The sequence below is a fragment of the Bacteroides sp. L008 genome (genome assembly GCF_040812255.1).
GTDB lineage: Bacteria > Bacteroidota > Bacteroidia > Bacteroidales > Bacteroidaceae > Bacteroides > Bacteroides vicugnae.
Genome location: NZ_JBFNXO010000001.1, coordinates 3,242,283 through 3,255,623 on the forward strand (window position 1 = coordinate 3,242,283; position 13,341 = coordinate 3,255,623).

At 40.9% G+C, this 13,341-nt stretch carries 14 protein-coding genes, 1 pseudogene and 1 riboswitch; of the genes and pseudogenes, 8 read left to right on the forward strand and 7 right to left on the reverse strand.

Annotated features, from left to right (window positions below):
• Positions 1–471: a GyrI-like domain-containing protein gene (locus AB3G73_RS13020; RefSeq protein WP_074557540.1), complete on the forward strand. Its 471-nt coding sequence runs from the start codon at positions 1–3 to the stop codon at positions 469–471.
• 246 nt (positions 472–717) lie between these two features.
• Entirely contained in the window at positions 718–2,130 is a 1,413-nt protein-coding gene (locus AB3G73_RS13025; RefSeq protein ID WP_320979216.1) for a PLP-dependent aminotransferase family protein, read from the forward strand.
• On the opposite strand, the gene AB3G73_RS13030 is transcribed toward AB3G73_RS13025, so the two are convergent.
• Positions 2,122–3,318, reverse strand: a complete 1,197-nt coding sequence (locus AB3G73_RS13030) for a PLP-dependent aminotransferase family protein (protein WP_320979215.1) — start codon at positions 3,316–3,318, stop codon at positions 2,122–2,124. The two genes, AB3G73_RS13025 and AB3G73_RS13030, sit on opposite strands and share 9 nt — an antisense overlap.
• A gap of 249 nt (positions 3,319–3,567) precedes the next feature.
• Between AB3G73_RS13030 and AB3G73_RS13035 the strand changes: the two genes are divergently transcribed.
• Positions 3,568–3,786 (forward strand): hypothetical protein, encoded by a 219-nt coding sequence (locus AB3G73_RS13035; protein WP_148365777.1) that lies wholly within the window; start codon positions 3,568–3,570, stop codon positions 3,784–3,786.
• A gap of 20 nt (positions 3,787–3,806) precedes the next feature.
• Here the strand turns inward: AB3G73_RS13035 and AB3G73_RS13040 are convergent, their stop codons facing one another.
• The 5 genes and pseudogenes from AB3G73_RS13040 to AB3G73_RS13060 form a co-directional block, all read right to left on the reverse strand.
• Positions 3,807–4,268 (reverse strand): DUF3795 domain-containing protein, encoded by a 462-nt coding sequence (locus AB3G73_RS13040; protein ID WP_217721339.1) that lies wholly within the window; start codon positions 4,266–4,268, stop codon positions 3,807–3,809.
• Between the two features lie 2 nt (positions 4,269–4,270).
• Positions 4,271–5,227, reverse strand: a complete 957-nt coding sequence (locus tag AB3G73_RS13045; protein ID WP_320979214.1) for a GNAT family N-acetyltransferase — start codon at positions 5,225–5,227, stop codon at positions 4,271–4,273.
• 196 nt (positions 5,228–5,423) lie between these two features.
• A pseudogene (locus AB3G73_RS13050) lies at positions 5,424–5,525 on the reverse strand (alpha/beta hydrolase); the annotation flags it as partial.
• 2 nt (positions 5,526–5,527) lie between these two features.
• The gene (locus AB3G73_RS13055; RefSeq protein WP_120080800.1) at positions 5,528–6,166 is read right to left on the reverse strand and encodes a CatB-related O-acetyltransferase; all 639 of its coding nucleotides are present in this window, start codon (positions 6,164–6,166) and stop codon (positions 5,528–5,530) included.
• A 216-nt stretch (positions 6,167–6,382) separates the two neighbouring features.
• Positions 6,383–6,853: an Lrp/AsnC family transcriptional regulator gene (locus AB3G73_RS13060; protein ID WP_004299136.1), complete on the reverse strand. Its 471-nt coding sequence runs from the start codon at positions 6,851–6,853 to the stop codon at positions 6,383–6,385.
• A gap of 177 nt (positions 6,854–7,030) precedes the next feature.
• On the opposite strand from AB3G73_RS13060, the gene AB3G73_RS13065 reads away from it, so the two are divergent.
• Together AB3G73_RS13065 and AB3G73_RS13070 are read left to right on the forward strand one after the other, a co-directional pair.
• Positions 7,031–8,317 (forward strand): O-acetylhomoserine aminocarboxypropyltransferase/cysteine synthase family protein, encoded by a 1,287-nt coding sequence (locus AB3G73_RS13065; RefSeq protein WP_099146753.1) that lies wholly within the window; start codon positions 7,031–7,033, stop codon positions 8,315–8,317.
• A gap of 67 nt (positions 8,318–8,384) precedes the next feature.
• The gene (locus AB3G73_RS13070; protein ID WP_004306417.1) at positions 8,385–8,624 is read left to right on the forward strand and encodes a hypothetical protein; all 240 of its coding nucleotides are present in this window, start codon (positions 8,385–8,387) and stop codon (positions 8,622–8,624) included.
• A 102-nt stretch (positions 8,625–8,726) separates the two neighbouring features.
• Here AB3G73_RS13070 and AB3G73_RS13075 read toward each other — a convergent pair whose 3' ends face one another.
• Positions 8,727–9,635: a mechanosensitive ion channel domain-containing protein gene (locus tag AB3G73_RS13075; protein WP_320979213.1), complete on the reverse strand. Its 909-nt coding sequence runs from the start codon at positions 9,633–9,635 to the stop codon at positions 8,727–8,729.
• 129 nt (positions 9,636–9,764) lie between these two features.
• Positions 9,765–9,861, forward strand: a riboswitch (TPP riboswitch).
• Here AB3G73_RS13075 and AB3G73_RS13080 point away from each other — a divergent pair.
• From AB3G73_RS13080 to AB3G73_RS13090, 3 genes are read left to right on the forward strand one after another with little or no spacing between them, the layout of a single operon-like run.
• Positions 9,862–12,111, forward strand: a complete 2,250-nt coding sequence (locus tag AB3G73_RS13080) for a TonB-dependent receptor (RefSeq protein WP_320979212.1) — start codon at positions 9,862–9,864, stop codon at positions 12,109–12,111.
• Positions 12,112–12,123: 12 nt separating this feature from the next.
• Complete coding sequence (gene pnuC / locus AB3G73_RS13085) at positions 12,124–12,690, forward strand: nicotinamide riboside transporter PnuC (protein WP_148365783.1); 567 nt, start codon at positions 12,124–12,126, stop codon at positions 12,688–12,690.
• Positions 12,687–13,313 carry a thiamine diphosphokinase gene (locus AB3G73_RS13090; RefSeq protein WP_234133769.1) on the forward strand — a complete coding sequence of 209 codons (627 nt, stop codon included), beginning with the start codon at positions 12,687–12,689 and terminating at the stop codon, positions 13,311–13,313. Before pnuC ends, AB3G73_RS13090 begins: the two co-directional genes overlap by 4 nt.
• Positions 13,314–13,341 lie beyond the last annotated feature (28 nt).

Here is a 13,341-nt window from a genome sequence, read left to right on the forward strand (position 1 = left end):
ATGGGAAAGATTTCAGAAATCATGCTATTGAAACAACCGGAGCAATCCGCTTTGGCTGTTGAAGTACACACGGATATGAACGGAATGTCGGAGGCTATCGGGAAGAACTTCGTAAAAATAGACTCTTTATTTAAGGCACAAGGCGAAGTCACTACTGATATTCCTTACGTTGAGTATCCCGACTTTGAGAGCCTGACTGAGCACAATATAAAAATGATTATTGGTCTAAAATCATCCAGAGAGTTACAGGGTGAAGGGAATATACGATCTATTACGATACCGGAAAGAAAAATAGCTTCCTGTCTGCATAGAGGAACTTACAGTGAACTGGCTGTCCTGTACAATGAAATGATGGAATGGATAAAAAACAACGGTTACAAACCTTCGGGAACATCCATAGAATATTATTACAGTAATCCCAACATACCCGAAGAAGAACAGGTGACGAGAATAGAAATGCCACTATTATGAATATTTACTTCATCTAGTTATTTCTTTCCTTACTATCAATAACTATCGAATATACATTCCAGTTTTCGTTCAACTTAAGTCAAACGAAAACTCATTAGGCAACGAAAAAGATATTGTATTCAAGGAGAACAACTAAAAATAGCATAGCGAAAAATGAGTTCTTATACCCTGAAGTACCCCACAAAATAGATCAAACACAACAGATGCAGACATCATTTTTGTATCTTTGCCGGAGACTGAATAAACATGAAAAGAGAAATCCTATATCAAAAGATAGCCGGCACTATCGCTTGGCAAATAAAAACAGGTATATGGAAAGCAGGCGAGAAATTACCTTCTTTACGTACTATCAGCAATGAATATGGCGTGAGTTTAAACACGGCAATCCAGGTATATTATGAACTGGAAAAGGAAGGATTTATCATCTCCCGCCCCAAATCAGGGTACATTGTCAATTATAAACCATTAAATTTGTCTGCTCCGGCAACAACACAACCTGCAACTCAATCTTTAGGAAAGGAAGAGGCCGACTTAATCATGGAAGTATATCATTCCATCGAAGATTTGTCCATCACCCGTTTCTCACTGGGAATACCGGAAGACGTTCTATTGCCTATTGCAAAGCTCAATAAGGAATTAATCAAGGCAATGTATTCACTTCCGGGAAACGGTACCAGGTATGAAGACCCGCAGGGAAATATTCGGTTAAGAAACTATATTGCCCGTTTTGCATATAGCTGGAATGGAAATCTGACTGAAGATGATATTGTCACTACCACGGGAGTGACCAATTCTATCTCTTTAGCATTATCTGTTATTGCCCGAAAAGGAGATACGATAGCTGTTGAAAGTCCTGTTTATTTCGGCATATTGCAGTTGGCCAACAGCATGGGACTCCGGGTGTTGGAACTGCCCACCAACCCTGTAACAGGTATTGAGCCCGATGCTTTAAGAAAAGTATTACCGCAGATTAATCTATGCCTGCTTATCAGTAATTTCAGTAATCCACTGGGAAGTTGTATGCCCGATGAGCATAAAAAAGAGGTAGTGCAGATGTTGGCTGAATATAATATTCCTCTGATTGAAGATGATTTATACGGTGATGTATTCTTCGGACATTCACGCCCTAAGCCATGCAAAGCTTTCGATGAAAAGGGACTTGTGTTATGGTGTGGCTCTGTGTCAAAGACATTAGCTCCCGGTTACCGGGTAGGCTGGATTGCCCCCGGTAAATTTAAAGATGCTGTTATTCGCCAAAAACATATTCATTTAATATCCACTCCTACCCTCAATCAGGAGGCTATCGCCAACTTTATGGAAAACGGCAGGTATGAGAATCATTTGCGCAGGTTGCGCCATGAATTACATTCCAACAGTCTTCATCTGGCACAATCTATTACCGACTATTTCCCCGAAGACACTAAAATCATAACTCCGCAGGGAGGTTTCATGCTTTGGGTGGAACTAAACAAAAAGATTGATACCACAGAATTATATTACAAAGCCATGCAACACAAGATCAGCATTGCTCCCGGACGCATGTTTACACTGCACGACCAGTACAGAAACTGTATGCGTTTGAGTTTCGGCCAGCAATGGAGTCCTTTTATCGAAGAACGCTTGCAGGTTTTAGGAAGTGTTATCAAAGAATCATTCTGATTGGCGGATATACTCCTTTACCACCTCTCCGAGAGTCTTCAGCCCTTTCTCTATTTTGTCTTCAGGCATATTGGAGTAGTTTATTCTAAGCGTATTTTCCTTGTTGCCATTCGGATAAAAAGAACCTCCCGGAACAAAAGCAATCTTTTTCTCCAGACTTCTGACTAAAACATCGCGTGCTGAAATCCCCACAGGAAGTTCTATCCAGGTAAATAGTCCGCCTTCGGGCCGAGTGAACTTTATTGTATCCGGAAAATAACGTTCTATACTTTCAATCGCAACATTCCTGCGCCTTCTATATACTTCGACTATTTTTGCAATATGTTTATCAATATCATACCGCTTCAGATATTCGGCAATGGTCATCTGGGCAATAGTGTTACATTGTAAATCCGTACCTTGCTTGACTAATACATATTTGCGGATAATATCTTTATCCCCCGCAATCCAGCCAATCCGAAAGCCGGGACAGAATATTTTCGAAAAACTGCCTGTACACAAGATATTTCCAGCCTCATCAAAAGACTTTATAGAGGGCAAAGGTTCTCCCTCAAACCTTAACTCGCCATACGGATTATCCTCAATAACTGCAACACTGTATTTGGCAGATAATTCAGCCAATTTCCTGCGTCTTTCCAGACTCCACGTTTTTCCTGTAGGATTCTGAAAGGTAGGTATCGCATATATCAGTTTTATATGCGGAGTGTTACTCAAAACATCTTCCAAAACGTCCATCATCATCCCTTCCTCATCCGTGGGAATTTCAATGAAGCTACACCCATACGCTTTGAATGCGCTAATCGCAGCCAAATAGGTCGGGCTTTCACAAAGCACGACATCTCCTTCGTCTAAAAAAACTTTTCCAGACAAGTCCAATCCTTGTTGCGAACCATGGGTTATCAAAATATTGTCTTTATCGAAAGCCGTGCCCAAACGCCCGTTCATCCGGTTGGCAATCCATTCCCGCAAAGGAGCATAACCTTCCGTTGTGGTATATTGAAGTGCTTTTGTACCTGCTTCTTTCAATACAATCTGATTAATCTTATTGATTTCATCTATTGGGAAAAGTTCCGGAGCAGGCAGACCACCGGCAAACGAAATCACATCTTCCTGTTCAGTCACTTTTAATATCTCTCTTATTTCCGAAGCCTTTATATAAGACATTCTTTTAGCAAAATTCAACTTCATAACCTTTAAGTATATTAGGAGATTAAAACAACACTGCAAAGTAAAGCAAAAAAGAAAGACGAGAACAGATACACTTTTTTATATATTGACAGGTACAGATGAGGGAGTTTTCAAAGGATAGCTATATGAAGTTAATCTCCCATATTACTTATTTCGTCATGAGAAATCAGGGCGTTCGTCGAATAATCCTATACAGAACCCTGTTTAAACTTACCTTTGCACAGAAAACAAAAGTAATCGATAGTAACTATGGAAGAGCAAATACTAATTTTTCGCACCTCGGTAAAGAATGTACGGGATATCAAACATATCGCAGCGCTTTTCACCCTATGTCCCCAAATCTACAAATGGAATGTAGATATGGAGGATTGGGAAAAAGTGTTGAGAATAGAATGTCAGGGGATCACCCCGACTGAAATATTAAAGGCATTACGCGCCATCAACATTTATGCACAGGAACTGGAATGAAGCAGAGAGAAAGCCATAAATTAATAGCGAGGTAAATCCCTTACCTCTTCATAATATTTTTCTATTCCAATCTCTTGCATCCGTTTGTTGATGGCTACAAATCTCTTATATAAATGTTCATCAAAACCTGTATTCTCACAAGGAAAACAGCTACACTGGAAGCAATAATCCACTTGCTTCTCTTCGCTGCATACACGAACATTACAGTTTTTGAACAACTTGCATTTTTCTTTTCTGCACCCCTGACAAGTCGCCACGGACAAATGATTTAAAAACTCTTTAAAATTGGGGTACTTTGCAAAGACAGGCTCATCAAGCATCTCTACAAAACGTTGTGCATAGACATCAAAATTGCCTAATGCCTTCTTGAGTTCACCGCTGTGATAAGAAATATCTCCATCGGCAAAAGCAAAGCATTTTCCGCAATGCAGTCCACAAGGGGCAATGCGCCCCTTAATAAATTCACCATCCACCTTTTTCATTTTCACTCTTCAATCATTAATTCCATCTGTATATCTCCTCTTTCATAAGTCGTGTGATATTCGGGAAGTTCCTTGAAGCCTAACTTATGATAAATATGGATAGCCGGTTTCAGACGTGTATTGCTCTCTATAAAGAGCCTTTTGCCCCCAAGCTCCTTCGCTTTATTTACAACTGCTTCGCAAAGCAGTACTCCAATACCTTTGCCCTGAACCTTAGGGCTGACAGCCAGCTTGGCTAACTCATAATCATACAACGGATGATCCATCTTACACAAAGCACATACACCGACCGGTTCATCTTTATAAAGAGCCACCAAAATAGCTCCTCCTTTATCCAGAATATATTCCTTTGGATGATCTAAAGCCTTGTAATCGGCCTCTTCCATCCGAAAATAAGCAGTTATCCACTCTTCGTTAAGAGTCCGGAAAGCAGATTGATAGCAAGGTTCATAAGGAACTATTTGGATGTCCTTACTCTCTCGTTCCTTTTTCGCTTCCTTCACCCGCTCCAACAGGGATTTATCCGACAAAAGGTTCTCCCATTCTTCGATAGCTTTCCAAAGATCATTCCGGGTTTGCTGCGTGATTTGCTCAATAGCTGCCGTAACATCTATGCACTGTTCCGAAAAAGAGTCGGACATTCTTTTTCCTTTGGCAGATAACATGACCATGTTTCTTCTCCCGTCGGATTTGTCCTTTGTCTCTTTCACTAATCCTTTAGCTACCATTTCTTTAATAATATTACTCACGGAAGGATGAGAATGACCAATCTCTTTGGCTATGGACGTAATGGTTTTTGCCTCCCCATGCGATAATACAAAAAATACAGGAAACCATTTCGGTTTGAGGTCTACTCCAAACATTTTATAGATGGCGGCCGCATCTACTGTTATTTTATCGGTCAACATGCGTAATCTGCTACCGATGGCTAATTTGCCCGTCTGATTAAAAAAGTCCATGTTTTTATTAGTTGCGTTACTAAATACGTAATTGATTACGCAAATATATCAGCTTTTCATCATATAAACAAACATTTTTCGTAAAAATACGTAAGCAGTTACGTAATTAGTTCTGTTTATGGATAAACATCAGGAAATAGTGAAAAGAATATTTGCCACTCCCCTTTCCCAATTTGGCATACGTGTTTCCATGAGCCCTGTTTCTTGAAGTATCAAAAAGGCAAGTTGTAAACTCTGTTTGTGAGAAACAAGAGAGTGCCGATAATAAAAGAACAAATACAATAATTAGCTTCTTCATGTTTATAACGTAACATTTATCTTTTTCAATTCTTCAATCTTTCCACCTGTAATATAAGGTATACATTCGGATATCTTCTCAATACTCCAATCCCACCATTGCAATTTCTGCAATTGGGCAATCGTATTCTCATCAAAACGCTTCCGGATTTCTTTGGCCGGTGTCCCACCTACTATCGTATAAGGAGGAACATCTTTAGTAACCACTGCCCGCGACGCAATGACTGCCCCATTTCCAATATGTACTCCTGCCATGATAACAGCTTCATATCCAATCCAGACATCATTACCTATTACTATATCTCCTTTATTATCCCAGGCAGAAGTTACATCTCCCTTATCTAAATTCCATTCCTCAAAAAAGATAGGAAATGTATAATTGGATAAAGAATTCAATGTGTGATTTGCACTGTTGAAAAGAAACTTAGCTCCACAGGCTATGGAGCAGAATTTTCCTATTATCAAGCGATCTTTATTAATCGGATAATGATATAAAACATTGTTCTTCTCAAAAAGAACCGGATCATTTACAAAATCATTGTATATTGTATAATCACCTACGATAATAGCAGGATTCTTAATCACCGTATTCAGGTAAATAGTCTGAAAATCATTGGTACGAGGATATATGTTCGAATTCATTGTAATAGCTACTTTTATATGGTTTATTGAATAGAATAAATAAAATAACTTGTGATTTACGTTAAATCACAAACAGTTGTAACAGCAGAACTTTCTATTGTTACAATCCGTATGGGCGAAGCTATTTACAAAGTTGCCATTTCATTGTGTCAGCAGAAAAGGATTTATATTACATAGCAAATATACAAGATAAATTTCATACTATTACACAAAGAATTAAATATGTATCCCATATTGATGCTTCACTTCCGCCATCACAAACGTACTTTCCAATGATCCCAAGCTATCAATCGTCCCCAACACATTCAGAATAAACTCCTGATAGTATTTCATATTGGGAGCATGAATCTTCAACAGGTAATCATAACTACCTGATATGTTATAACATTCGGTTACTTCGGGAATATCCTGTATGATCCGCGTAAACTCGGCTGCTATATCCCTGTTCAGCCGTCTAAGCTTCACACTGCAGAATACGACAAATCCCTGATTCAGCTTTTCCGCATCCAATACGGCAATATACTTCTTTATATATCCTCCACTCTCCAACCGTTTAAGACGTTCAAAAACAGGAGTTGAAGAAAGACTCACCCGTGCGGCCAGTTCTTTGGTTGTCAATCGGGCGTTTTCTTGCAAAGTACGGAGTATTTGCAAATCGACTCTATCCAGTTTATCAAAAGTATCCATAAGAAAAATATTCTTCTAAAAGGTGATTTTTAGGAATAACGCAACTATATTATTCTATATAACGGTACAAAAATAGCATTATTTTCTGTATTTTATCTATATCTTGTTCGATATATCTCCATCCCATAACTTTGCAAGAAAATAAGGAAAGAATATTAAACTTAAAAATATACGATTATGGCAACAAAGAATTTACATTTCGAGACTTTACAAGTTCATGTAGGACAAGAACAAGCAGATCCGGCAACAGATGCCCGCGCAGTACCTATTTACCAGACTACTTCTTATGTATTTCACAACTCCGCTCACGCAGCCGCACGTTTCGGCCTGCAGGACCCGGGAAACATCTACGGTCGTCTGACCAACTCCACTCAAGGAGTTTTTGAACAACGCGTAGCTGCTCTTGAAGGGGGAGTAGCAGGACTGGCAGTTGCTTCGGGTGCTGCTGCCATCACTTATGCTTTCGAGAATATCACTCGTGCAGGCGATCATATTGTAGCAGCCAAAACGATTTATGGAGGAAGCTATAACTTACTGGCTCATACCTTACCCAGCTATGGCATCACAACCACATTCGTCGATCCCAGTGATTTATCGAACTTTGAAAAAGCCATTCAGGAAAATACGAAAGCCGTATTTATCGAGACGCTGGGAAATCCGAACTCAAATATCATTGATATAGAGGCAGTAGCTGAAATAGCTCATCGCCACAAAATTCCTTTGATTATTGACAACACATTCGGTACTCCGTATTTAATCCGCCCTATCGAACACGGAGCAGATATCGTTGTACATTCCGCAACAAAGTTCATTGGCGGACACGGTTCCTCATTAGGAGGAGTCATTGTAGATTCAGGCAAATTCGACTGGGTGGCTTCCGGCAAATTCCCACAACTGACCGAACCCGACCCAAGCTATCACGGAGTACGTTTTGTTGATGCGGCAGGTCCGGCTGCCTATGCCATCCGCATCCGGGCTATTTTGCTGCGCGACACAGGTGCTACCATCAGTCCATTCAATGCTTTTATCCTGTTACAAGGATTGGAAACTCTTTCCTTGCGCGTAGAACGTCATGTAGAAAACGCGTTGAAGGTCGTGAATTTCTTAAACAATCACCCGAAAGTGAAGAAAGTGAACCATCCGTCATTATCCGATCATCCCGATCATGCGCTGTATCAGCGTTATTTTCCGAACGGCGCCGGTTCTATTTTCACTTTCGAAGTCAAAGGCGGACAAGAAGAAGCACACCGCTTCATCGACAGCTTGGAGATTTTCTCCTTGCTTGCCAATGTTGCCGATGTGAAATCATTGGTGATCCACCCGGCAAGCACTACCCACTCGCAGCTCAATGCACAGGAACTCGCCGAACAAGAGATTTATCCGGGCACTGTACGCTTATCGATTGGAACGGAACATATTGATGACCTGATTGCGGATTTGGATCAGGCACTTGCCAAAATCTAACATTCAATCATTGAACTTTCCATGACTGCAAGATGTTATACCTATATAACATTAAAACATTGCAGTCATGGAAAAATATTTAATACACAGCAACGAACTGCATCTGATAGACGCAGAGAAAATCCATCAAGCCGTAGAAAAGATGGTGGAATCACTCGATTTAGCCGCAGGATCAACCACTAACTTCGATCTCTATCAGGTTGTGGAAAACTACTTTAAAGATCTCGAGAAAAGGAGAAAAATCAATCATGTACTGGGAATCAAAGAAGATAGATATGAATTAGCCGAAGATTTCGGTATAAAATAAAAAAGAGATTTATTCAATCACGCCAGACAAGTTTTCCAAAAAATAAGGGAGTTGCACGTTAAGTACAACTCCCTTATTTTTTGAATTATCAGAGTATAACAATCAATTTCCCTGATGCACAGTAAGCTGTGGGAAAGGGAAGTTGATACCTTTTTCATTGAAGGTTTCGTAAATTGCTTTATTTGTATCGAAATAGACACCCCAGTAATTTCCGCTGTTTACCCAGACACGTGCCACTACATTCACACTGCTGGCATCCAGGGCATGAAGAGCTATAAACGGAGCTGGTTCATTCAGGATACGTTTATCGGCGGCCAGAATATCACGAACTATCTGCTGAACTTTATTGTAATCTTCCCCATAATCTATACCAATAATCCATTCTACACGGCGGGTTTCCTGATGACTGTAATTGGTCACTACTCCACTGCTCAATGAACCATTTGGGATATAAATCAATTTATTATCCGCAGTCGTAAGGATGGTGTGAAATATCTGGATTTCTTTTACCGTACCGGATGAACCTTGCTGTGTTTCTATCCAGTCACCCACTTTATAAGGTTTGAACAAAAGAATAACCAATCCTCCGGCAAAGTTCTGCAAATTGCCGGACAAAGCCATACCGATAGCCACACCGGCAGAAGCCAGTAAAGCTGCGAACGAAGTAGTTTCAACTCCCAGGGCGCCGACAACAGAAATGATCAAAAGGATCGTCAACAGGATATTTACCAGACTTTTAACGAAAGTTTTGATACTTACATCCACTTTTCGTTTATCCATCAGACGTCTTATAAACTTATTAAGTAGCGAAATCAAAAAACGTCCGACGATGAAGACAATGACCGCAATCAGTATACGTTCTCCGGCACGAATACCAAAATCTATCAGTTGTTGAGTAATTAGCGAAAGCTTATCCAATCCGTCGGCATTGGCAATCGCCTCTTTCATTAATTCATCTGCGGCCACTTGCACAGAATCCGCAGCTTGTGTTGCTTGAAGTAAGAGTAGCATAATTAAATTATATATTAAATGAATAAACTGTTGTATTGGTATTTCAACAATCTACAAAGTTATATTGTTTTTAGTAAATCTAAAAGTTTTTTTTGCTTTCCTCCTTCAAAAACCGTATTTTTGCAGTCGATTCACTGGTAGGGGTGCCTTAACATGACGGGCTGAGAACATACCCATAGAATCTGATCCGGGTAATGCCGGCGTAGAGAACTAATTAATAAGCAAAATGAAAAGAATTGTATGGATGGCCGTCGCCTTATCGGGCGCAGGCATCACTGTTCATGCACAGACGAGTGCAAAGGACAGTATGAGAGTAGTAAACCTGCAAGAGGTGCAGGTAGTATCCACACGTGCCACAGCCAAAACTCCCGTGGCATTCACCAATATAGATAAAGCAGCACTCAAAAAGGTAAACTTCGGACAGGATATCCCCTATCTGCTAAGTATGACTCCTTCCACACTGACCACGTCAGATGCAGGAGCCGGTATTGGCTATACAACGCTTCGCGTACGTGGAACTGATGGCACACGAATCAACATCACGGTAAACGGCATACCGATGAACGATGCCGAAAGCCATAACCTGTTCTGGGTGAATATGCCCGACTTTTCTTCTTCCGTAAAAGATATGCAGGTGCAGCGCGGAGCAGGTACATCAACAAATGGAGCAGGTGCTTTCGGTGCCAGTGTCAATATGCAAACCGAAGGTGCATCTATGAAACCATACGCCGAATTCAATGGTTCATACGGTTCGTTCAACACGCACAAGGAAACAGTGAAAGTGGGAACCGGCTTACTCAATAACCACTGGACGTTTGATGCCCGCCTTTCCAATATCGGTACGGACGGATACATAGACCGTGCTTCGGTGGACTTGAACTCTTACTACCTGCAAGGAGGTTATTTTGCAGAAAACACCTCTGTGAAACTGATTGCATTTGCCGGAAAAGAAAAGACATATCATGCTTGGGGATACGCAACAAAAGAGCAAATGGAAGAATTTGGCAGACGCTACAATCCTTGCGGGGAAATGTACACCGACGCCAACGGCAAAAAACATTATTATGACGACCAAACGGATAATTACTTGCAAAAGAATTATCAACTTCTCTTCAACCATACTTTCTCAACGGCTTGGAATCTAAACATTGCCTTACATTATACTAAAGGTGACGGTTATTACGAAGAGTATAAAGATGACAGATACCTGATAGAATATGGTTTAAAGCCATTTACAATAGATGGAACCGAAATAGCTAAAAGCGATCTAGTCCGTCAAAAGAAGATGGACAACAAATTTGGCGGTGGTGTTTTTTCCCTCAATTACACAACCAACAGACTAAGTGCATCTCTGGGCGGCGGATTAAATCAATACCGGGGCAATAACTTCGGAAAAGTCCCCTGGGTGAAAAATTACGTGGGTACTCTATCGCCCGACCATGAATACTACCGCAACAAATCCAAGAAGACCGATGGCAACATTTATCTGAAAGCAAATTACGATCTTACCAGAGGACTAAGTGCTTATGCCGATCTCCAGTATCGCCACATCAACTATACCATCGACGGAAACAATGATAAATATGACTGGAGCAAGAATGCGCTGCGCCCACTGGCAGTAGACAAAAAGTTCGATTTCTTTAATCCGAAAGTAGGATTAAACTGGAACATTACTTCCAACCATCGTGTCTATGCGTCTTTCTCGGTTGCTCAAAAAGAGCCGACAAGAAACAATTATACGGATGGTGATCCGGATTCGTACCCCAAAGCAGAAAAGCTACTCGACTATGAAGCGGGATATACCTTCGCCAACCAATGGCTGACGGCAGGTGCAAACTTCTACTACATGGACTATACCGACCAACTGGTTCTGACCGGAGCCTTAAACGATATAGGTGAAGCACTGACCGAAAATGTGCCGGACAGTTATCGCATGGGAATCGAAATCATGCTGGGAATCAAACCGTGCAAATGGTTTCAATGGGACATCAACGCTACATGGAGCAAAAACCGTATTCAGGATTTCGTAGAGAGCCTGCCGGGCTACCACTATAATAATGACGGTAGCTCTACTTCTCTCCCGACTATTCAGATAAAGCATAAAGACACTCACATTGCTTTCTCACCGGACTTCCTACTCAACAATCGTTTTTCATTCAAATCTAAGGGATTCGAAGCTGCCCTGCAATCACAGTTTGTAAGCAAACAGTATATGACAAACGCAGAAGTTGAAGAACTGACTCTTGATAAGTATTTTGTCAGCAACCTCAATCTGGCGTACAGCTTCCACCCCAAGAAAGTACTGAAAGAAGTTACGGTAGGATTTACTGTATACAATCTGTTTAATGAAAAATATGAAAACAACGGCTGGGCGTCAAGTGACTACACCGATACGCTGGAAAATCGGGGAAACTATGCCGGATATGCCGCACAAGCAGGGACAAACGTTATGGGACATGTTTCTTTCCGCTTTTAATCAAACAGAGTTATGGAATTGAATTTTCTGGAAATATTCGGTACGATTGTCGGACTGGTCTACCTTTGGTTAGAGTACCGGGCAAGTATCTACCTTTGGATAGCGGGCATCGTGATGCCTGCCATCTACATCTTCGTATATTACAAAGCCGGATTGTATGCTGACTTTGGCATCAATATCTACTACCTGATAGCTGCCATCTACGGCTGGGTATTCTGGATGTGGGGAGGGGAAAAATCCAAAGATCTTCCTATCATACATACTCCGGGAAAATGTTACTTACCTCTTTTTCTGGTATTCGTCGTTTCTTTCCTCGGTATTGCATGGATACTGATAGCATATACGGATAGCAACGTTCCCTGGCTGGACAGTTTTACTACTGCATTAAGTATTGTCGGCATGTGGATGCTGGCGCGCAAATACATTGAACAATGGTTTGCCTGGATTCTTGTGGATATTGTCTGCTGCGGACTTTATATCTACAAAGACCTTTATTTTACTTCCGCCTTGTACGGACTTTACTCCATTATAGCTATCTTTGGCTACTTTAAGTGGAAAAAATTAATGAGCATACAATGATAAACGAACACTATACTCCCGAAGCTGTGATACTAGCCAATGGCGAATATCCCAGCCATCCTCTTCCCCTGCAAATACTGGAAGAAGCTAAATTCGTGATTTGCTGCGATGGAGCAGCCGATGAATATATCTTACGTGGACATACTCCCAATATTATTATTGGCGACGGAGATTCTCTTTCGCCGGAAAACAAAACACGCTTTTCAGAAATTATCCACCATATAGCCGATCAGGAAACGAATGACCAAACCAAGGCCGTCCACTTCTTACAAGAAAAAGGCTACCGGAAAATAGCCATCGTCGGTGCTACCGGAAAACGGGAAGACCACACATTAGGAAATATCAGTTTGTTGCTAGATTATATGAAAAGCGGTATGGAAGTACGAACCGTTACCGATTATGGTATGTTTATTCCCGCCAAAGACACGCAAGCTTTCGCCTCTCATCCGGGACAGCAAGTTTCTATTTTCAATTTCGGAGCGAAAGGATTGCAAGGAAAGGGACTGGTTTATCCTCTTAGTGATTTTACGAATTGGTGGCAAGGAACGCTTAATGAAGCAACAGCTAATGAGTTTACTGTTCATTGTACGGGAGAATATTTAGTGTTCCTAGCTTCTATATAAACGATATGGCAATTACCCGGTTTATGCC